Below are 20795 nucleotides of genomic sequence, written 5' to 3' on the forward strand. Positions count from 1 at the left end.
CGGCGGGAGGTCCCGCCGTCGTCCTTCATTGCTTTGGAGTTTTTGTGCAGAAGTTGGCCGCTAAGCGCCCTTGAAGTCGCGACGAATGGACAAAAACACCATCAGTCGGCGCGGTTAGAGGTTGGCGGCCAGGTGCTCGCCTACCGCGAAGGCACGGGTGATGGCCGAGCCCAGGGTGGCTCCGCCGCCGGGGTAGTTGTTGCGGAACACGCCCGCGGAGACGTTGCCTGCCGCATAGAGTCCGGGGATCGGCTGCCGGCGCCGGTCGAGGACGCGGCCGTTGAAGTCGGTGTCCAGGCCGCCGGAGGTTCCCAGCACTCCGGCGGAAATTCGGACGGCGTAGAACGGGGCCGTCGTCAACGGGGCCAGGCACGGGTTGGGCGTGTTGGCGGCGTCGCCCAGGAAGCGGTCCTGCGGTGTGGCGCCGCGGTGGAACTCCGTGTCCACTCCCTTCGAGGCGTCGGCGTTGAAGCGGGCCACCGTGGCAGCCAGGCCGGAAGGATCCATCCCGACCTTGCTGGCCAGCTCCTCCAGCGAGTCCGCGGCCGTCATCCAATCGGCCGGGGAACCGGCGGGCGAACCTGCCACCGGGTACTTCGCCAGGTACGCCGCGTCGAACACGAGCCACGCCGGGTTGTTCTGCTGGCGGCCGGTCAGCGGGTCAACGGAGGCGAAGACACGGCTGGCGTCGTGGTAGTTCAGCGCCTCATTCACGAACCGATTTCCGGCGGCGTTCACGGTGATCGAGCCCGGGAGGGTCATTTCCACGTTCCCCATCCGGCCGGACCGCACGCCGTCGTACTCGTGGGCGGACTCGGAAATCACCGGCACGCCCCAGATTGCGGTCATGTCCGCCACGGCGGCGCCGGCCTTCAGCCCCAGCTCCAGGCCGTCGCCCTCGTTGGACGGCGCGCTGATGGGCGTCACCGGAAACGGCAGGAACGCCTGGCGGAGCCGCGGGTTCCATTCGAAGCCGCCGGAAGCGAGCACGACGGCGGCCGCTGAGGTGGTCTTGCCCGCTGCCGCGCCGCCGAGGGTGACGGTCCACCTGTCCTCATCGCGGGCCAGATCCTCGACGGGGGCGGAGACCGTAACCACCACGCCGCGGTCCAACGCGCTCGCCAGCAGCGACCCCACCAGGGCTCCGCCCATGGTCCGCACGCCTGTGGCGGCACGCCGGGCCAGCAGCTCCGGATCCGCCGCCCGGCCGTTCAACTGGTCGCGCTCGGTCATGGTCAGCAGCGGAAAATACGACGACGGCCGGATCGCCTCCGCGAGGCCCGGGTACCCCGACGGGTCGAAAGCGCCGTTGTCCAGGCCGCGTCCGCCGTCGGCCGCACCGCGCCATTCCATGTGGTAATCCGGGCGGGCGATCGGTGTCAGGGACAGCCGGGTTTCGCCGTCGAGATAGGCGACGGCGCGCGGTGCTGTCCTGACGTACCACTCCACTTCCTCGCGGGTCAGCACGTGCCCGGCGGCCTCGGTGAGGTACGCGACCCCGTCCTCGTGGCTGTCCCGGTAACCGGCCTGGAGGGCGAGGTGGTTGTTCGGTGCCCACATCACGCCGCCTCCGGCCGCTGTGGTGCCGCCCAGCAACTGCGCCTTCTCGGCCACCAGCACCATCAGGCCGGCGTCGGCCGCCCGGATCGCGGCGACCAGGCCGGCCGCGCCGCTGCCCGCGACCACCACGTCGTAGGTGCCCGAGATGTTCCCGGCGGGGGTGAGCAAAGGGGCCGCACCGTCCGAGCCTCCGCTCCCGCTCACGCCTGAGCCTCCGTGAGGGCAGTGGTCCCCGCCCCGTGGGCCGCCTGCGCGACCGGCATGTCCACCACGATCTTGCCTACCGGCTCGGTGCGGCTGCGCATCAATTCGAAGGCCTGCTGCAGGTCCTCGAAGCGGAAGCGGTGCGTCAACAGGGCACGGGCCTGGTCCCGGTGCCCGGCCAGCAGCTCCAGCCCTGCCGGGATGAGGTTCAGGCTGTTCCGGCTGCCCAGCAGGTCGATCTCCTTGAAGGGGATGGCGTTCATGGGAACGGACGCGGTCCGCGCCGAAATCCCCACCTGCACGATCCGTCCCGCGCTGGCCACGAGGCGGATGGCGTTCTCCAATGAGGACGGAACACCTGTGGCCTCGATGACCAGCTCCGGGCCAGACGAGTCCGTGAGCGCATCCAGCCGGGCGGCCTGGTCGGCAGCGGGAAAACCGGCGCGGGGATTCACCAGCAGTGTGTCCACAGCGCCAAACGCAGCGGCCAGCTCCAGCCGGTCCGGCTCCGTGTCGGCGCAGACCACGGCGACGCCCAGGTCCGTCAGGTACAGCGTGGCAAGCAATCCGATCGGTCCGCTGCCCAGCACCAGGGCCGTTTCCCCGGACGACGGCCGCCCCCGGCTAACCGCCTGCATGGCGATGGAGGCGGGTTCGGCCATGGCCGCGAGATCGAGTTCCAGGCCGTCCGGCACGGGGCACAGTTTCTCCACCGGCACGCTGAGCAGCTCCACGAGGGCGCCGTCCGAATAGCAGCCGATGCAGCCGATGTTCTCGCAGACGTTGAACCGGCCAAGGCGGCACGGCCGGCACTGCCCGCAGTAGACCATCGGGCTGACGGCAACGCGGTCACCGGCGCGGATGCCGGCGTCGTTGTCTTCGATGGCCTCGACGATGCCAGCGAATTCATGGCCCTGGATGACGGGCAGCCCGGCCGGGTAGTCGTCCTCCCAGATGTGCAGGTCGGTGCCGCAGAGGGTGACGTTGTGGACGCGGACCACGGCATGACCCGGCTCGATTGCAGGCTCCGGAACGTCCTCGTACCGGATGGTCTCCTTGGCGACGGTGCGCGCGATCAGCATGACGCGCTCCTAGTTCCGCGCGGTATCGGCGCCGGTGTTGGCACCGAAGACCACGTGCCACTGCCGGATGCTGCGCTTCTCCACGAGGCCGTTGCGGTAGAACGGGTCCTGGTCCATCAGCGCTTCGACGTCGGCCTTCGAAGCCGCCTCGATGATCAGCAGCGCGCCCGGGTCCTCCTCGGGCCCGAACGGACCGCTCTTCACCAGCCTGCCGTCGTCGAACTGCTTCTGCAGGAACTCCACGTGGCGCGGGCGGTGTTCGTCCCGTCCCGCGGTGGAGGCGGCAGAGTAGGCGTAGGTGACAGCAAATGTTCCCATGGGTGTGTCCTCATCGTTGAGCGGGTGGATGTTCCCCTCCATCGTGGCCACCGCGATTGTGCCGCGTCCAACACTTATTTGGTCAATGAGCATGTGCGGAAAACACATAATGCACGACGGCGGGAGGCCGGGTTGGGTGCCTCAGCCGGCCGCGTTGCCCGCGGGGTGAGGACCGTGCCTCAGCCTGCCGGCGTCGGGAGGACTTCCTCGGCGACGGCCAGGGCCAGCGCCAGGGCGGGGGAGATGCCGGCAGGGTTCCACGCGAGGCCCGACTCCAGCAGCGGCGCGGTGCCGGTCAGCGGGATAAACACGGTCCCGCCGGGCATGATGCTGGCGACGGAGGCGGGCATCAGGCTCACCCCGACGCCGCCGGCCACCAGCGACAGTGCGGTGTACGGATCAGTGACCTCCTGTGCCACCCTGGGTCGGAACCCCGCGGCCCCGCAGGCAGCAAAGATGCCCTCGCGGAGCGTGGATCCCTGCGCGGCACGCATGGTGACGAACCCGTCGTCGGACAGTTCGGCGAGCCCGATGGCCGGCCGTTCGGCCAGCGGATGGTCCACCGGCACGGTGGCGCCCAGCTGTTCGAGGGCGATGGGGCGGGTGGCTAGCGCGCCCGCATCCAGCGGCAACCCGACGAAGGCCAGGTCCAGGGAACCGTTCCGGAGCTGCTGCAGGGCGTCCTGGGTCAGAAGGCCGCCGGTGAGGGTCAGGTCCAGGGACGGGTAGCGGTTGCGGAGGGCCCGGGTCAGCGGGGGCAGAGTCCGGTGGTTCAGTGCCCCGGAAAAGCCGATGCTGAGCCGGCCGTAGAACGTGCCGGGTTCGGTGACAGCGGACCGGCGGGCGAGATCAAGTTCGTCGATGATCCGGCGGGCATGGGGAAGAAAGGCGACTCCCGCCGTCGTCAGGGCCACCGAGCGGGTATTGCGCTCAAACAGATCTGAGCCGAGCTCCTTCTCGAGCTTCCGGATGGTCTGGCTCAGCGGCGACTGGGCCATGCGGAGGCGCTGCGCTGCCCGGCCGAAGTGCAGTTCCTCCGCCACGGCAAGGAAAGCCTCGATCTGCCGAAGCTCCATGCAGTTCCTCCTGTGCAGTTCCCCCGACGTCCCGAAACGGCGGATGCCGAACTCGCAGATAATGCCCTCAAACTAGCAATCTGAGGGCACTATCTGCTCGTTCGCGTTTACCGGACCGGGTTGCCCAGTTCCCGCAGCGGGGTCTTGTGGGTTTCGCGGGCCCAGTATGCGCCGGCCACGGCCAGCAGGGACGACGCCGCGACGATCCAGGCGGCGGGGCCCCAGTTGGCCTTGTCGGCCCCGACCAGCGCGGTGCCCAGCAGCGGGGTGAAGCCGGCGCAGAGGATGCCGACCTGCAGGCCGATGGCCATGCCCGAGTAGCGGACCTTGACGTTGAACAGCTCGGAGAACCAGGCCGGGTAGATCGCGTTGGACATGGAGTACGTGCCGGCGGTGATCACCGTGCTGGCGAGGAAGATCATCGGGATGTTGCCGGTGGAGATGACGGAGAAGTAGACGAAGATCATCAGTCCGGATCCCAGGACGCCGGCGATGAACACCGGACGCCGGCCGAAGCGGTCCGAGAGCCGGGCCAGCAGCGGCTGGCTGAACATGGCGATGACGTTGCCCACGATGCTCACCCACAGCATGGTCGATGCCGGTACGCCGACGGAAACGGCGTAAGCCAGGCCGAAGGACTGCATGAACGTGTTGGTCACGGTTTCGAAGGACATCAGGGCAACCTGGAAGAACTGCACCGGGTGCGTCTTGAACATCTTGGCGAACGGGAGCTTCACCAGTTCGCCGTGGTCGTGCTTTTCCTCGAAGACCTCGGGCTCCTCGAGGGAGCGCCGGACCAGGTAGGCGACCACCAGCACCACCAGGGACAGCCAGAACGGGATGCGCCAGCCCCAGGAGAGCCGGTCGGCTTCGCTCATGGCGGCCACGGGAAGGAAGGCAAGGGAGGCAAGGACGATGCCGGCGGAAATGCCGCTCATAGCGAAGCTCGCAAAGAAGCCGCGGTGTCCTTCAGGTGCTTCCTCGGTGGACAGGGCAGAAGCGCCGGCGGTTTCCGCGCCGGCGGACAATCCCTGCATGAGGCGCAGCACCACGAGCAGTGCCGGTGCCCAGTAGCCGGCGGAGTTGAAGTCGGGCAGTACGCCGATCAGGAAAGTGGCCGATCCCATCAGCACGAGGGTCAGGACGAGGGTGTTCTTGCGGCCGATCTTGTCCCCCAGGTGGCCGAAGACGACGGCGCCGAAGGGCCGTGCCACGTAGGCCACGCCGAAGGTGGCAAAGGAGGCGATGAGGGCGACAGTGGGGTCGCCGGACGGGAAGAAGATCTTGGAGAAGACCAGTGACGCCGCTGTGGCGTAGATGAAGAAGTCGTAGTACTCCAGCGCGCCGCCCAGGAAGGCTGCGAGGGCGGCCTTCTTGGCGCGCTTCAACTGGTACTGCTTCGCCGCAGCGGTGGCAGTGGGGGCGAGATCGGTCATTGCAGGGGGTCCTTCCGCACTGAAAGACGGTGTCCGGATTTTTGGATTTGTGCGTATCGCGAACAGACGTGCGATATGCGACTAGAAAAAGGATAGCGCAGAGTGAAGTGACTCACAATCCGTTGTTTGTCCCCTGCGCCCTGCCGGATACCGGCCCGTATTCTTGGTAGGTCAGGAACAGCGCGCAGCTTGAGGTGCAGGGAGCTCATGGACGAACAGCCGGCCTACTTCGTGAAATCGGTCGAGAAGGCGTTCGACGTGCTGCGGGCCTTCACCCCGAACAAGCCCCGGCTGACCGTCTCCCAGGTGGCCGCGGCCGCCTACACCACCAGGGCTTCCGCCCGGCGGTTCCTCCTGACCCTGGCAGACCTCGGCTACCTGCGGGCGGACGGGGCGCATTTCGAACTGACTGCCCGTTCGCTGGAGATCGGCCGGTCCTTCCTGGCCAACCTCGAGCTGCCCGCCATCGCGGACCGGCATCTGAAATCCCTCGCTGCAGAGCTGAACGAAACCACGTCCCTCTGCATTCTCGACGGCGCCGACGTCGTGTATGTCGCCTGCGTGCCCTCGCCCCGGCTCCTCAGCGTGACCATCACCGTGGGAACCAGGTTCCCGGCCTGGGCCACCTCCATGGGGCGCGTGCTGCTGGGGGCGCTGACTGAGGCAGAGCTCCAGACCTACTTCGACACCGTCCGGCTGCAGAAACTGACCGAGCACTCCGTTGGCAGCCCCGAGCAGCTGCGGGCGGAGATTGACCGCGCCCGGTCCAGGGGGTGGGCCATGGTGTCGCAGGAACTGGAGGAGGGGCTGCGCGGGGTGGCGGTGCCGGTGTGCCGCGGCCATGACGTGGTGGCGGCCGTCAACGTTTCCCTGCAGACGCACCAGTCGTCTGCCGAGGACATCGAAAAGTCCGTGGTGCCGCGCCTGCAGGAGGTCGCCCGGCAGATCGGCCTGGACTACGGCGGGGACGCGTCCGGGCTGCGGCGGGCCTGATGGCCAACTCGCCCTCCGGCGAATCCGTCATCCAGCGCGTGGTGAAAATCCTCGACGCCTTTTCGAAGGGCCGGCCGCGGATGTCGTTGAGCGAACTGGTCCGGGCCACCGGCATGTCCAGCAGTACGGCGCACCGGCTGGCCAACGACCTGGTGGACAGCGGGCTGCTGAACCGCAGCGAGGCCGGTGACTACGGCGTTGGCATGAAGATGTGGGAGCTGGCGTCCCGTAGCAATCCGCTCGAGGAGTTCCGACGCCGGGGCCTTCCGTTCCTCGAAGGAGTCCACGCCGCCGTCCGGGAACAGGTCTCGCTCTCCATTCCCGACGTCGGTTCCGGCACCGTGCTGTACCTGGAGCAGCTGGACCGGCACGGCACCGCCACCAATCTTGCCGCCGTGGCCGGCCGGCTCTTGATCCACAACACCTCGTCCGGGATGGCCATGATGGCCCACATGCCGCGCGACGTGCAGGAGCGGTTCCTGGCTGGGCCGCTGGAGAAGACCACTGCCGCCACGGAGACCGACCCGGCGCGGCTGCGCGCCCAGCTCGCCCTGACCCGGGAACGCGGCTACGTCCGCATGGCCGGCGTCCTGGTGCAGGAAAACACCGCCTATGCCGTCCCCGTCTTTGGTGAGGGCAACAGCGTGATCGGCGCGATCGCCGTCGTGATTCCGACGGCGGACGAGGACCCCAAGGTGGTTCTTCCCGTCCTGGTGGCCGCAGGGCGCGGCCTTTCCCGGACCATGGGCGCAGAGCGCCGCCCCTACGGCACAAGGCCCTGGCTCCAAGGGTCCTGACCAACGGCTATCTCCTCTCGAAACGCGTCCCGTTGAACGGGAAGTTCCCCCGGGCCGTCTCTCCCTGCTCCTAGTGTTTTTCCCCAGAGCGACAGCCACCCGGACAGGGTGCACGCCCAACTCTTCGGCCCCGCCAGCAGGTGGCGGCCGCCCTGGAAACTCAACGAGGAGAACCTATGGGACACGTCCAGCCCCCCACCCCCGCCGCGGAGGCCGCCGTCCTGGAACGCGCGGAAGGCCTTCCGGCGAAGACCCCAAAGAAGGCCGCACTGGCTTCCTTCCTTGGCTCCACATTGGAGTATTACGACTTCTTCATCTACGGCACCGCAGCAGCGCTGGTGTTCCCCAAGATCTTCTTCCCAGGCGGAGACCCGGTGGTTGCCCTGCTCGGCGCGATGGCCACGTTCGGCGTCGGCTACCTGGCCCGGCCGCTGGGCGGCGTCATCATGAGCCACTTCGGGGACAGGATCGGCCGCAAGCAGGCGCTGATGATCACGCTGGTGATCATGGGGGTTGCCTCCATCGGCATCGGCTTCCTGCCCACCTATGACCAGATTGGTTACTGGGCCACGGCGCTGCTGCTGGCAGGCCGGCTGGCGCAGGGATTCTCCGCCGGCGCCGAGGCCGCGGGCGCGTCCACACTGACCATGGAACACTCCCCGGAGGGACGCCGCGGCTTCTTCACCAGCTTCGTGATGACCGGCTACGCGTCCGGCATGGTGCTCTCCACGGTGGTGTTCATCCCGCTCGCCGCCCTCCCCGAGGAACAGTTGCTGGGCTGGGGCTGGCGCGTCCCGTTCTGGCTGTCCGCCGTGGTGCTGCTGGTCGCCTACTGGATCCGCACCCGGCTGGACGAGCCGCCCGTCTTCGAAGAGACCGTGGAAACGAAGAAGCCCAAGGGCATTCCGGCGGCCGAGGTGCTGAAAACGCAGTGGCGCGACGTCCTGCGAGTGGCCCTCGTGATGCTGTTCTCCGTCATGCAGACCACCTTCACCGTTTATGCCCTGGCCTACGCCACCGGCAAGGGCATCGGCCTGGACCGGACCCTCATGCTTACGGTCAATGCGCTCACCATCGGCCTGTCCATGTTCACCATCCCGCTGGCCGGAATCATCTCCGACCGGTTCGGCCGCAAGAAGGTGCTCCTGGTGGGCTCCCTCGGCTGCGCCGTCACCTCGTTCGGCTACTTCTGGGCCATCAGCGAGCACAACATCGCCATGATCTTCGTCTTCGGGTTCCTGAACATGTCCGTCTTCTACTCCTGCTGGAACGGTGTCTGGACGGTCTTCTTCCCTGAGATGTTCCCGGCACCGGTCCGCTACTCCGGCATGGCCATCGGCAGCCAGGTGGGCCTGATTCTCACCGGCTTCGCACCCGCCATCGCCACCGTCCTGGCCCAGCCGGGACCCGGCGGCTGGATCCCGGTGGCAGTCTTCACGGTGGCCTGCCTGGCGGTCTCCGCGATCGCCATCGCCACGGCCCGCGAAACCCACAAGACCCCGCTCGAGGAGCTGGGCCTGCCGCGGGAGCGCCGGACGTCCGTCTGAGACCCTACGGCCGGCTACCCGTCCCCGCCACTCACCCGCCCGCCACTCACCAGCGGCCCCGACCACACAGAAAAGAAAGTTGGAACCATGACCCCGCCAGCAACCGCCCCCCGCACGTACCGAGCCGCAATCGTGGGCTGCGGCGCCATCTCCCGCAACCACCTCGAGGCCTTCGGCGCCCTGGACAATGTGCAGGTAGTCGGGGTGTGCGACATCGACCTGGACCGGGCACGCGCCACCGCCCGGAACTGGGACGTGCCGAACGCGGTGAACACCGTGGAGGAGCTCCTGGCGCTGGGCGTGGACATCGTTTCGGTCTGCACGCCACACCCGACCCATGAGGAGGTGGTGCTCAAGGCAGCGGCGGCCGGCGTGCATGTGCTGTGCGAAAAGCCGATTGCCACCCGGCTGGACTCGGCCGAGCGGATGGTTGCGGCGTGCGAGGAGGCCGGTGTGCAGTTCGGGGCGCTGTTCCAGCGCCGCTTCTGGCCTGCAGCCCAGAAAATCCGGAATGCGATCGACGACGGAACGCTGGGCCGGCCGCTCATGGCCCAGTGTTCCGTGATGCTGCACCGCGCGCCGGAATACTACAACCGGGACGCGTGGCGCGGCACCTGGGAGAACGACGGCGGCGGCGTGCTCATGACGCAGGCCATCCACCAGATCGACCTCCTGCAGTGGTACCTCGGCGACGTGGCGGAGGTCTACGGGAAGGTCAACACGTACCGGCACGGCGACTACATCGAGGTGGAGGACTCCGCCACGGCGGTCATCACGTTCACCTCCGGCGCCATGGCAACGCTGGAAGCGTCAACGGCGGTGTCGCCCAACCTGGGCATCCAGCTCCGGATCACGGGCGAAACGGGCGCCTCGGCATCGCTCACGGAGTTCCCCGAGGGCAGCGACGGCCGGCTGGACCTGTGGGCCGTGGGGGAAAAGATCACTGTGGAACCCGTCCATCCAGAGGGCGTGGAACCGAATATCGACCTTTCCACTATCAACGGCCAGCTGATTCCGCACCACACCAGCCAGGTCCGCGATTTCGTGCAGGCCCTGGACGCCGGCACCGAGCCCGCCATCACCGGCAAGGACGCCCTGAAATCGCTCCGCATCCTGCTGGCGGTCTACGAATCCGCGCGCACCGGACGCCCCGTCTGCTTCGCTGACGTTGAGGCTTCGGGCCGCGTCCAGGTGCCGGCCGACGTCGAGGTCTCAGCCGGAACCCGTGTTCCTGCGGAAGCGGCAGGCTAGCCATGACCCAACACGAAACCCGCCATGCCGCCCGCCCGCTCACCTTGGGCCGGAACGGCCGCACGCCGCGGACCCTCCGCAACCGGCTCGTCTCCGCTCCGATGGAACGCAACTACGGCACCACCGACGGGCACATCACCGAGCAGTACATCGACTACCTCGTCACCCGCGCCCGGGCAGGCCTGGGACTGGTCACTACCGAAGCCACGTACGTCCGGGCAGACGGCAAGGGCCGCACCCACCAGCTGGGCCTGCACACGGACGGGATGATTCCCGGGCTGCGTCGGCTCACCGACGCGCTGCACGCTGAAGGTGCGCTGGCCGCCGTCGAACTTAACCACGGCGGCCGGACTGCGCAGACAGCGGTTTCCGGGCACAAGAACGTGGCGCCGTCGCCGGTGCCGTGTGCGGTGGCCGGCGGGGAGATTCCGCGGGAACTCACGGCCGGGGAATGCCACGACCTCGTGCAGTCCTACGCCGCGGCGGCCCGCCGGGCCATGGCAGCGGGCTTCGACGTGATCAACATCCACGGCGCCCACGGCTACCTGATCCACCAGTTCATGTCCCCCATCTCCAACCACCGCACGGATGAGTTCGCCGCGCCGGAGCACTTCCTGAACCTGGTCATCGACGCCGTCCGCGGGGCCGCACCGGACGCCATCCTCGGGGTGCGGGTGTCCGTCGTCGAGGGCCCGGCGGACGGTATCAGCGCCGAACGCCAGGTGGCCATCATGGCCAACGCACACCTGGACCAGCTTGACTTCCTCGACTTGTCCGCCGGCAGCTACGACGCCGGCGAATGGATCGTGCAGCCCGGCGAGTGGAAGCCCGGACTGCTCCGCGACTACGCCACGGCGTACCGGCAGTTCGGCCTTCCGCTGGGCATGGCCGGGCGGCTGAACTCGCCGGCCGTCATCGAAGAGGTCCTCGCCGGCGGTGCCTGTGATTTCGTCAGCCTGGCCCGCGCCATCCACGCTGACCCCGCCTTCGTGGGCGGCGTGCTCCGCGGCGAGGCTTACCGTCCCTGCATCGCGTGCAACGTCTGCATCGACACCCTCGGCCAGGGGCAGGTCACGTGCACGGTCAACCCCGCGGTGGGGCGCTCGCGGGTTCCCGTTCCGACGCCGGCCGTCCGGCCTGGCACCCGGGTGGCCGTCGTGGGCGCCGGACCGGCGGGCCTTACGGCCGCCCGGGAACTGGCGCAGTCGGGTGCGCAGGTGACCGTGTTCGACGGCGGTGTCCGGCTGGGTGGGCAGTTCGCCCTCGCGGAACGGATGAAGTCGACACCGGATTTCCACCGGTTCACCGACTGGTCCGCAGAGGAGAACGACAGGTTGGGTGTTGACGTCCGCCTGGGCGGGCGGGCGGACCTTGCCGATCTCGGCGGGCTGGTCCGGGAAACCGGGGCCGACGCCGTCGTGCTGGCCACCGGCGGGACCCGGCCGGGGGCAGGTTTCCTTGGCGCGGACCGTCCCGGCGTAGTGGACGTCCGGGACTGGCTCGCCGCCCACCCCGGGGTGCTCGGCTCCGACGGGCCGGCGGACGGTGTCGTCCCGGAAGCCGTGACCATCTGGGGTGCGGACTCCGTGGCGATGAGCCTGGCCGACACCCTCGCGGGCCGCGGCGCCGCCGTGCTGCTGGTGGGGCCGCAGGAGGTCCTCGCGCCGGAATCCGGGCGGCGGGCAAAGATCCTTGCCGTGCCGCGGCTCGAACAGAATCCGCGGGTCCGGATCCGGCTGGGTGCCACGATCGAGGAATACGACGGCGGCCGCGTCCGTATTGCCGGCCCGTTCCCGGACGGGGCCGAGGACGGGTCCGGCCCGGAATGGCTGGATGCTCCGGGCCCGCTGCTGGTTTCGCGCTCGGTGCTGCCGCTGGACGGTTCCGTTTCCGCGGCGGACCGCGAGGCGGACCTGGCCCGAGCGGCCGGTGTGCCGGTGGCGTTGGCCGGAACGGTTGTGGACCGGACCCCCGCCATCGCCTCCAACGCAGTGAAAAGCGGGTACGACGCCGCGCAGCGCATCGCCGCTGCTCTTGCGGCCGAACCCTTCGCACCAGCCGCCGAATCGGCCCGTCCCGTAGAACTCAGCATGAACGGAGCAGCATCATGAGCGCACCGCGCCGCCCGCTGGGCCTGGCCCAGCTGTCCCTCCTTGACACCGCCCCGCCGCAGCTGGTGGCCATCGCCGCCGAAGCCCGCTTCGACTTCATCGGCGCCCGCGTCCGGCCGGTCACACCCACTGAGCGGCCCTATGACCTGCAGCCCGGGTCGCCGATGCTGAAGGAGACCCTGGCCCGGATGGCCGACACCGGCGTCGCGGTCCGCGACATCGAGTTTCTGCTGCTGGACGGCACTGACCAGCGCGATGCCTGGCTTGCCATGATGGAGGCCGGGCAGGCCCTCGGCGCCGCATCCCTGACAGTGGCCGCGTCCGACCCCGACACCGGACGCCTTGCCGACACACTGGCCCGCATAACCGAGGACGGCCGCAGCTACGGCATCGTCCCCACCTTAGAGCCCATCTCCTACCAGGCGGTGAACTCCATTCCCGCCGCGGCGGCTCTGGCCCGGTCCTCGGGCTGCAACGTCGTGGTGGACGCGCTCCATCTGAACCGCTTCGGGGCGGTCACGGGGTCCGCGCAGTGGCAGGACCTCGAGGCGAACCTCGACCTGGTGCCGCTGCTGCAGCTGTGCGACGGGCCGGCACAACGTCCGGCCGACCGCGCGCAGCTGGTGGCGGAGTCGCGCTCGGAACGCGGCGTTCCGGGCGAGGGGGGGTTTGACCTTGCCGCCCTGGTCAACCTCTTTCCCGCTGATCATGCCGTGAGCGTCGAGGTGCCGTCGGACAGCACGGTGGCCCGCCTGGGAGAGCTGGGCTGGGCACGGAAGCTCAAGGAAGCTGCCGACACGGTGCTGCAGGTGGCAGGCAACCTCCAGAAAGCAGGAATCAAGTGAGCCAAAAAACAGAGGAAAACCCGACGGCGGAACTGGCACCCGGCGTCGTAATTCCCCTCATCGGGCTGGGCACCTGGCCGATGACCGGCGAGGAAGCCGCCGATGCCGTGGCCCGGGCGATCGGCAACGGGTACCGGCATATCGATACGGCGGAAAATTACTGCAACGAGGAGGCCGTGGGGGAGGGGATCCGCCGCAGCGGCATTGCCCGCAGGGAGCTGTTCCTCACCACCAAGTTCAATAAGCAGTGGCACGGCACGACGGGCGTGCGCGAGGCCTTCGGCGCGGCAACCCGCCGGCTCGGCACCGAGTACCTGGACCTCTTCCTGATTCACTGGCCGAACCCTGCCCATGACCGGTTTGTCGAGGCAGCCGAGGGGCTCACCCGGCTGGCCGAGGAGGGGCTGATCAGGTGCTGGGGTGTTTCCAACTTCAAGCCGGCCCACCTGCGGGAGCTGCAGTCGGCAGGCCTGGAAGCCCCGGTCAACCAGGTGCAGATCGATCCCGAACACCAGCAGCTCGACCAGCTGGCCTTCCACCGGGAACACAACATCGCCACCGCTGCCTACAGCCCGCTGGGCCGCAACGGCGGCTTCCTCTCCGCCCCTGCCGTCACCGCTCCCGCTGCGCAATACGGCAAGACGCCGGCGCAGGTGGTGCTCCGCTGGCGGGTCCAGTCCGGCCGGGTGGCCATCCCCAAGTCCGCCGACGACCGGCGGCAGCGCGAAAACCTCGACGTCTTCGACTTTGCCCTCACCGAGGCGGAGATGGCCGGGATCGATGCCCTGGACACGGGCGCACCGCCGCGGCTCGACTCTGACGAATTCGGACACTGAAAGAACAACTGGAGCAAGAGATGACTTTCCCGACTGATGCAACAATCCACTCCGCTGCCGGAGACAACCTGCGCACCCTGGACTGCGACGTCCTGGTGGTGGGCTCCGGCGCGGGCGGCCTGGCCGCAGCCGTGACGGCCGCATACCACGGGCTGAAGGTTGTGGTGGTGGAAAAGGCGGACGTCTGCGGCGGTGCCACGGCCTGGTCCGGCGGCTGGGCCTGGGCGCCCGGCAATCCGCTGGCCCGGGCCGCCGGCGTCAGCGAGGACAAGGAGACCTTCCGAACCTACCTGCGCAGAGTCCTGGGGGCCGACTACCAGGCGGACAGGGTGGACGCGTTCCTGGAGGCCGTGCCCCACATGGTGGGCTTCTTCCACCAGAAGACGTCGCTGCAGTTCGTCCCGGGTGCCAAAATCAACGACGTCTATGGGGGGCTTCCCGGTGCCGGGACCGGGCACCGCTCAGTTGGGCCCAAGCCCATGAACGCCCGCCGGATCCGTCCGGAGCTGCGCGCCAAATTACGGCACCAGCTGTATGAAACCTCGTTCCTGGGCATGGGCATCATGGCCGGACCGGACCTCACCAGATTCCTCTCGGCGTCGCGGGGCAATCCGCGCGGACTCCTCCATGCAGGCTGGCGATTCGGCCTGCACCTCCTGGATCTGCTGACGCACCGGCGCAACATGCAGCTGGTCAACGGGACGGCAATGACCGGCCGGCTGCTGCAGTCCGCAGACCGCTTCGGCGTCGACGTCCGCGTCTCCACGCCGGCCCGCCGGCTGCTGGCCGACGGCGCCGGCAAGGTGACGGGCGCCGTCGTCGGAACCCCCGAAGGGGAACTGCGGATCAACGCCGCACGCGGAGTGGTCCTGGCGGCCGGCGGCTTCCCGCAGGACGTGCAGCGCCGGAAGGAACTGTTCCCGCACACCCCAACCGGCCGCGAACACTGGACGCTGGCGCCTGCGGAGGCCAGCGGCGACGGCATCAGCCTGGGCCAGTCGGTGGGCGCCCGTTTCAGGACCGGCGTGGAATCCGCAGCCGCATGGTGTCCGGTGTCGCTGGTGCCGTACCGCAGCGGCCGGACAGGCACGTTCCCGCACATCATGGACCGTGCCAAGCCCGGCAGCATCGGCGTCCTGCGCAGCGGGAAGCGGTTCGTCAACGAGGCCAACGGGTATTACGACTACGTGGCGGCGATGCTGGCGGCCACGCCGGCGGGGGAGCAGCCGGAGGCCTGGCAGATCGCCGATTCCCGCTTCGTGCGGCGCTTCACGCTGGGCATGGCCAAACCGCTGCCCGTGCCGCTCTTCCCCTACCTGCGCTCCGGCTACCTGACGAAGGGCCGGACGCTGGAGGAACTCGCCGTCAAATGCGGGATCGATCCGGCCGGGCTGAAGGACACGGTGGAGCGCTTCAACCGCCATGCGGCGAGCGGCACGGACCCGGACTTCGGCCGCGGCTCCACGCCCTTCAACCGCTACGGCGGTGACGCGGCGGTGACGCCGAACCCGTCGCTGGGCCCCATCGAGAAGGGCCCGTTCTACGCCGTGCGCGTGCTACCGGGGAGCTTCGGCACGTTCGCCGGCCTGGACGTGGACGGTCGCTCCCGCGCCCTTGATGACGGCGGCCGGCCCATCGCGGGCCTGTACGTCGCCGGCAACGACCAGGCCAGTGTGATGGGCGGGCACTACCCGGCCGGCGGCATCAACCTCGGCCCGGCTCTGGCGTTCGGATACGTCGCCGGCCGCGATCTGGCCGGGGCGGTGGAGTACGAGGACGACGGGACAGTGCCCGCAAATGCAGTGCCCGCGAAAGCCGTGCCCTCGGAGTCCGGAGCCGCTGTGGGAGCTGAACGGGCTGCAGGCTAAACCGGATATTGACACCCACCCGGGGTCGGAATATTCTACAACCAAATGGTTGTAGATCAGCTTAGCGATGCCGAACTGGACCGCCTCTTCCAGGCGTTCGCGGACACCACCCGGCGGGACATCATGCGCCGGGTAGCGGTGGGGGAGTACTCGGTGACCGGCCTGGCGGCCCTCTACGCCATGAGCTTTGCCGCCGTCCAGAAGCACGTGGCGGTGTTGGAGCGCGCCTCCCTGGTCACCAAGGAGAAGCGCGGAAGGGAGCAGATCGTGCGGGGCAATCATGACGGCCTGAAGGAAGCCCGCCGGCTGCTTGACGAGTACGAGGCGATCTGGCGGCAGCGCGTCGCCCGGATCGCAGACATCCTGGCTGAAGAATAGGAAGGGTCCGGCAATGACGGTTATCAGTTCCACCAAGAACCCAGAGGCGCTCAGCTTCACCCTCGTGGCAGAATTCGACGCCGACGTGAAACGCGTCTGGCAGATCTGGGAAGACCCGCGGCAGCTCGAGCGCTGGTGGGGACCGCCCACCTATCCGGCGACCTTCAGCCAGTACGAATTCACCCCCGGCGGCGAGGCTTCCTATTACATGACGGGCCCGGACGGCGAGAAGCCCCGCGGCTGGTGGCGCATCACCGACATCCAGGCGCCGAACCACCTCGAGTTCGACGACGGGTTCGCCGACGACGACGGCGCTCCGGTCGAGGCCATGGGCGCCGCGCACGCAACCGTCACGCTGGAGGACGTCGGCGGCCGGACCCGGATGACCGTCCAGTCCGTCTTCCAGTCCGAAGAGCAGATGAACCAGATGATGGAGATGGGCATGGAGGAGGGAATGAAGGAGGCCGCCGGACAGATCGACGCCCTCCTGGCCGAGCCCGCCCGTGCCTGACGGGCTGCCCGGATAGTCGGTAAACTGCCCGGTTTATCCGGCGCAACGCAAGAGGACGACGGCGGGAATGTCCCGCCGTCGTCCTCTTACGTTCTGTCCGGGGTGCTGCCTAGAGGGCAGCGGTGTTCAGGCTGAGCGTGAAGGTGTTCGGGCCGCTAAGGGTGACGGCGACGTCGCTCTTCTTTGCGTTGGCCCGGCTCGAGAAATCGTGCACCAGCGTCTCCAGCGTGTGGTTCACTGCAGAACGGTCCCAGATCTTGATCGTCATTGATTCGGCGGTCTCAAAGGTCATTTTTCAGTGCTTTCGTGTCTGGGCATGGCGCCAATGCGATGCCGCGGAACAGGGCAGCCCAGGAACGCTCGGAGGCCTCAGGCAGCTCGACGAGCTCACCGGTTTGGCCTCATTGCGTCCACCAGGATTTTGTTGTGTTTGAACTTCTGAACCACTTGCAGAAAAGCGTATTCCTTCGTGGTTCCATTCCATGATGCACAGGCGCGGGAGGGCTTTTCAAACGGTTTGGCCCGAAACGGCGGGTGAGGTTTGCCACATACAGGGTTACAGTGCTACCCCTCGGTGAGGACGGCGATGGCGCGGCGGCCCAGGCTCCCCACCACGTGACGCTGCATGATTTCGCGGGCGCGGACGGCGTCGCCGGCCACCACCGCATCGGCGATCGCGATGTGTTCCTCGCGGACGCGCTTGCGGTCCTTCTCGGAGTCCTTCTGGCTCTGCAGGCCGATCTGGCGGTACCGGTCGGCCTTGTCCCATAGGCCCTCAAGGATTCCGATGAGCAGGGGGTTGTGCGAGGCCCGGTACACAGCCCGGTGGAATTCGCGGTGCGCCGTCATGGCGTCCAGGTCTGCGGCGTCGTGCAGCGGCGTCAGCTGCTTCAGCGCGGCCTGGATGTCCTCGATATCGGCAGGTGTCCGGCTCTCGGCCGCCAGCCCTGCGGCCAGCGGGTCCAGGTTCTCGCGGAGGACGTACAGGTCGCGGGCCTCGTCCGCGGTGAGGGACGCCACCCGGGCATCCCGGTGCGACTCCAGCTGCACCAGCCCCTCTGCGGCCAGCCGGCGCAGCGCCTCACGCAGGGGCGTGGTGCTGACGCCGATCTCGTGGGCGAGCTGCCCCTGGCTGAGCACGGAACCGTGGCCGATCTCCCCGGTCAGGATCCGGCGGCGCAGTTCCTCGTAGGCGTACGCGCTCTTGGTCAGTGCTACGGGCGGTTGGGCCACCACTTGCTCCCTTCGGTTTGTCACAGTTGTTATAAGTTATAACCTATAACAGCCACCTGCTCCTTGAGAAAGCAGAACCATGAGTATCGACCCTGCTCCCAGCTTTAGCCCCGGCATCAGGAGCCTCTCCGTCAACGGCGAAGTTCTGCAGTCAGTGGACATCGAGGGTGCCTTCGGCTCCGGGTATTCCCGGCTGCCCGTGGTGCTGCGGCTGCTGGCGGAGAACGTGCAGCGGAACATGGCCGGCCAGGAGCGCGAGCAGGCAATGGATGCCTTGCGGAACTGGCTGGCCACGGGCACCAGCACGGCTGAAATCGAGTTCCTGCCCACCCGGGTGCTGATGCACGACACCACCAGCACGCCAGCCTTGGTGGACATCGCGGCCATGAGGGATACGCTCGCCGAGTCCGGGGCCGACCCCATGGCCCTGAACCCGCTGCTGCGCGTGGACGTGTCCATCGACCACTCGTTGGCGGTGGAGGAGTACGGGCGCGCCGACGCTGCCGCCCGGAACATCAAGCACGAGATCCGCCGGAACCGGGAGCGGTACCAGTTCCTGAAGTGGGCGTCCAAGGCTATGAACGGTGTGCACATCAACCCGCCGGGCACGGGCATCATGCACACGATCAACCTCGAGCAGCTGGCCACCGTGGTGACCACCATCGAGCGGGACGGCGTCCGGTGGGCGGTGCCGGACATGATGGTGGGCACCGACAGCCACACCCCGATGATCAACGGCCTCGGTGTCCTGGGCTGGGGCGTCGGCGGGCTGGAAGCGCAGACGGTGATGTTCGGGATGCCTGCCACGCTGCGCATCCCCGACGTCGTCGGCGTGCGCCTGACCGGTGAACTGGCGGCGGGTACCCTGGCCACCGACCTCGCGCTGGCCGTCACCCAGCGGCTGCGCCAGGTGGGCGTAACGGGGGAGTTCGTCGAGTTCTTCGGCCCCGGAGTCTCGACGCTGACCGTCGGTGAGCGCGCCGTCGTCGCCAACATGGCGCCTGAATACGGTGCCACCACCGGCTACTTCCCGATCGACGCGCACGTCCTCGATTACCTTGCGAGCACCGGCCGCAGCTCGGAACAGACGCGGCTGGTCGAGGCGTATGCCCGGCAGACGTGCCTGTGGTTCGACCCCGAAGCAACGCCGGTCTACACGAGAATCGTCGACGTCGACCTGTCCGCCGTCGTCATGCACGCCGCCGGCCCGCGGCGTCCCCAGGACCTCCTGCCCTACGGCGGCATCCGCAAGGCACTGGAAAAGGAGGCCGGCCCGGCCCGCGCCGGCGAGGCAACTGCTGCTGTAGGCGATGACGGCGGACTGCCGGACTTTCCAGTCGCTCTCGCCGCCATCACCAGCTGCACCAACACCTCGGACCCGCGCCTGCTCATCGCGGCCGGGCTGCTCGCCCGCAATGCCCGCCGCCGCGGCCTGACCGTGCCGGACTGGGTCAAGACCTCGCTGGCGCCGGGCTCACCAGCGGCGGCCAGCTACCTCAAGCGTGCCGGGCTCGCCGACCACCTGGCCTCCGTGGGGTTCGACATTGTCGGGTTCGGCTGCACCACCTGCATCGGCAACCCGGGCCCGCTGACGCCGGTGATCGCCAAGGCCCAGGCCGACGGCGTGAGAGAACCGGTGGCGATCCTGTCCGGCAACCGCAATTTCCCGGGCCGGGTCCACCCGGACGTGGAACTCAGCTTCATCATGTCGCCCCCGCTGGTGGTGGCCTTCGCGCTTGCCGGCGACGCCAAGCGGGACCTCAGCGAGGAGCCCGTGCAGCACGCCGCCGACGGCGCTCCGGTCTACCTCAGGGACCTGTGGCCGTCGCGCGACGAGATCGACGACTTCGTGGCCAAAGCCAACGACCCCGCCGACTTCCGGCGGGACTTCGCCATCGCCAGCCGCGATCCCCAGTGGAAGCGGGTGGAAGCACCGGACGGGTCGCAGTACCCGTGGGATGACGGGTCCACCATCCTCCGCCGCCCCCCGTTCGCAGCCATGTCAGAAGGCAGCCTCCTCGGGAAGTTCAGCGCGCATCCGCTCCTGGTGCTCGGCGACGACATCACCACCGACCACATTTCACCGGCCAGTGCCATCCCGCCCGCCAGCGGCGTCGCAGACTTCCTGGTGGACAGGGGCGAGGACCGGGGTGACCTCAACGTCTTCGCCTCCCGCCGTGGCAACTGGGAGGTCATGGTCCGCGGCGCCTTCCACAACAAATCCGTCCGGAACCTTTTGCAGCCCGACGCGCCGGTGGCACACACCATCCACTCGCCGTCGAACGAAACCCTGCCCATCTGGGATGCCGCCCAACGGTACCGGGACGCCGGCGACTCCGTGGTCATGGTGGCCGGCGAGCGCTACGGCATGGGTTCGTCCCGGGACTGGGCCGCGAAGGCCCAGCGGCTGCTGGGTGTCCGCGCGGTCATCGCCGCCAGCTTTGAACGGATCCACCGCTCCAACCTCATTGGCATGGGCATCCTCCCGCTGGTCATGCCGGCGGACATGAGGGAGAAGCTCCTCAGCCTCGCACCGGGCGACACGATTGAGCTCGACGCCCCCGCGGAGCGCCTCCGTCCCCGCTCCGGGATCGCCGCGGCAATTGTCCGCGCGGACGGCACCAGGGAGCCGTTCACGGCCACCACCGCCGTGGAGACGGGGCTGGAATGCGAGCTCCTCGGCGTCGGCGGCGTCATCCCCATGATCCTGCGGCGGACCTTGGCGGCCTAAGCCCAAAAGCAAGAGGAC

Annotated in this window: 18 protein-coding genes; 11 read left to right on the top strand and 7 right to left on the bottom strand. The window is 68.4% G+C overall.

All coding sequences use genetic code 11. The annotated features are described in order from the left end of the window. Positions 1–114: 114 nt before the first annotated feature. The 5 genes from DBZ45_RS19510 to DBZ45_RS19530 all read right to left on the bottom strand — a co-directional run bounded on the left by DBZ45_RS19510 (position 115) and on the right by DBZ45_RS19530 (position 5676). Positions 115–1764 carry an FAD-dependent oxidoreductase gene (locus tag DBZ45_RS19510; RefSeq protein ID WP_223257175.1) on the bottom strand — a complete coding sequence of 550 codons (1650 nt, stop codon included), beginning with the start codon at positions 1762–1764 and terminating at the stop codon, positions 115–117. After that, entirely contained in the window at positions 1761–2846 is a 1086-nt protein-coding gene (locus tag DBZ45_RS19515; protein ID WP_111905489.1) for an alcohol dehydrogenase catalytic domain-containing protein, read from the bottom strand. Before DBZ45_RS19515 ends, DBZ45_RS19510 begins: the two co-directional genes overlap by 4 nt. A gap of 9 nt (positions 2847–2855) precedes the next feature. Then, on the bottom strand, positions 2856–3164 hold the full coding sequence (locus DBZ45_RS19520; protein WP_111905549.1) for a YciI family protein: 309 nt from the start codon (positions 3162–3164) through the stop codon (positions 2856–2858). 179 nt (positions 3165–3343) lie between these two features. Then, the gene (locus DBZ45_RS19525) at positions 3344–4240 is read right to left on the bottom strand and encodes a LysR family transcriptional regulator (protein WP_111905490.1); all 897 of its coding nucleotides are present in this window, start codon (positions 4238–4240) and stop codon (positions 3344–3346) included. A gap of 107 nt (positions 4241–4347) precedes the next feature. Continuing rightward, positions 4348–5676: an MFS transporter gene (locus DBZ45_RS19530; RefSeq protein ID WP_111905491.1), complete on the bottom strand. Its 1329-nt coding sequence runs from the start codon at positions 5674–5676 to the stop codon at positions 4348–4350. Positions 5677–5883: 207 nt separating this feature from the next. Between DBZ45_RS19530 and DBZ45_RS19535 the strand changes: the two genes are divergently transcribed. From DBZ45_RS19535 to DBZ45_RS19580, 10 genes are all read left to right on the top strand, one after another. After that, the gene (locus DBZ45_RS19535; protein ID WP_111905492.1) at positions 5884–6669 is read left to right on the top strand and encodes an IclR family transcriptional regulator domain-containing protein; all 786 of its coding nucleotides are present in this window, start codon (positions 5884–5886) and stop codon (positions 6667–6669) included. Continuing rightward, positions 6669–7466 (top strand): IclR family transcriptional regulator, encoded by a 798-nt coding sequence (locus tag DBZ45_RS19540; RefSeq protein ID WP_111905493.1) that lies wholly within the window; start codon positions 6669–6671, stop codon positions 7464–7466. Before DBZ45_RS19535 ends, DBZ45_RS19540 begins: the two co-directional genes overlap by 1 nt. A 176-nt stretch (positions 7467–7642) precedes the next feature. Next, entirely contained in the window at positions 7643–9013 is a 1371-nt protein-coding gene (locus tag DBZ45_RS19545) for an MFS transporter (protein WP_111905494.1), read from the top strand. Positions 9014–9100: 87 nt separating this feature from the next. Beyond that, positions 9101–10264, top strand: a complete 1164-nt coding sequence (locus DBZ45_RS19550; protein WP_111905495.1) for a Gfo/Idh/MocA family protein — start codon at positions 9101–9103, stop codon at positions 10262–10264. A gap of 2 nt (positions 10265–10266) precedes the next feature. Then, the gene (locus DBZ45_RS19555; protein ID WP_111905496.1) at positions 10267–12375 is read left to right on the top strand and encodes an oxidoreductase; all 2109 of its coding nucleotides are present in this window, start codon (positions 10267–10269) and stop codon (positions 12373–12375) included. Further along, positions 12372–13220 carry a sugar phosphate isomerase/epimerase family protein gene (locus tag DBZ45_RS19560; protein ID WP_111905497.1) on the top strand — a complete coding sequence of 283 codons (849 nt, stop codon included), beginning with the start codon at positions 12372–12374 and terminating at the stop codon, positions 13218–13220. Before DBZ45_RS19555 ends, DBZ45_RS19560 begins: the two co-directional genes overlap by 4 nt. Next, complete coding sequence (locus DBZ45_RS19565; protein ID WP_111905498.1) at positions 13217–14056, top strand: aldo/keto reductase; 840 nt, start codon at positions 13217–13219, stop codon at positions 14054–14056. The genes DBZ45_RS19560 and DBZ45_RS19565 overlap by 4 nt, the downstream gene beginning before the upstream one ends. 20 nt (positions 14057–14076) lie before the next feature. After that, entirely contained in the window at positions 14077–15924 is a 1848-nt protein-coding gene (locus DBZ45_RS19570; protein WP_223257176.1) for an FAD-dependent oxidoreductase, read from the top strand. A 45-nt stretch (positions 15925–15969) separates the two neighbouring features. Next, entirely contained in the window at positions 15970–16302 is a 333-nt protein-coding gene (locus DBZ45_RS19575) for an ArsR/SmtB family transcription factor (protein WP_111905499.1), read from the top strand. Between the two features lie 13 nt (positions 16303–16315). Beyond that, the gene (locus tag DBZ45_RS19580) at positions 16316–16813 is read left to right on the top strand and encodes an SRPBCC family protein (protein WP_111905500.1); all 498 of its coding nucleotides are present in this window, start codon (positions 16316–16318) and stop codon (positions 16811–16813) included. A 109-nt stretch (positions 16814–16922) separates the two neighbouring features. On the opposite strand, the gene DBZ45_RS19585 is transcribed toward DBZ45_RS19580, so the two are convergent. Both DBZ45_RS19585 and DBZ45_RS19590 read right to left on the bottom strand, forming a co-directional pair. Further along, positions 16923–17105 (bottom strand): hypothetical protein, encoded by a 183-nt coding sequence (locus DBZ45_RS19585; RefSeq protein ID WP_111905501.1) that lies wholly within the window; start codon positions 17103–17105, stop codon positions 16923–16925. A gap of 272 nt (positions 17106–17377) precedes the next feature. Continuing rightward, entirely contained in the window at positions 17378–18046 is a 669-nt protein-coding gene (locus DBZ45_RS19590) for a GntR family transcriptional regulator (RefSeq protein ID WP_111905550.1), read from the bottom strand. A 79-nt stretch (positions 18047–18125) separates the two neighbouring features. On the opposite strand from DBZ45_RS19590, the gene acnA reads away from it, so the two are divergent. After that, on the top strand, positions 18126–20777 hold the full coding sequence (gene acnA, locus DBZ45_RS19595) for an aconitate hydratase AcnA (RefSeq protein WP_111905502.1): 2652 nt from the start codon (positions 18126–18128) through the stop codon (positions 20775–20777). Positions 20778–20795 lie beyond the last annotated feature (18 nt).

This window comes from Arthrobacter globiformis (assembly GCF_003261175.1).
Classification (GTDB): Bacteria; Actinomycetota; Actinomycetes; order Actinomycetales; family Micrococcaceae; genus Arthrobacter; species Arthrobacter globiformis_A.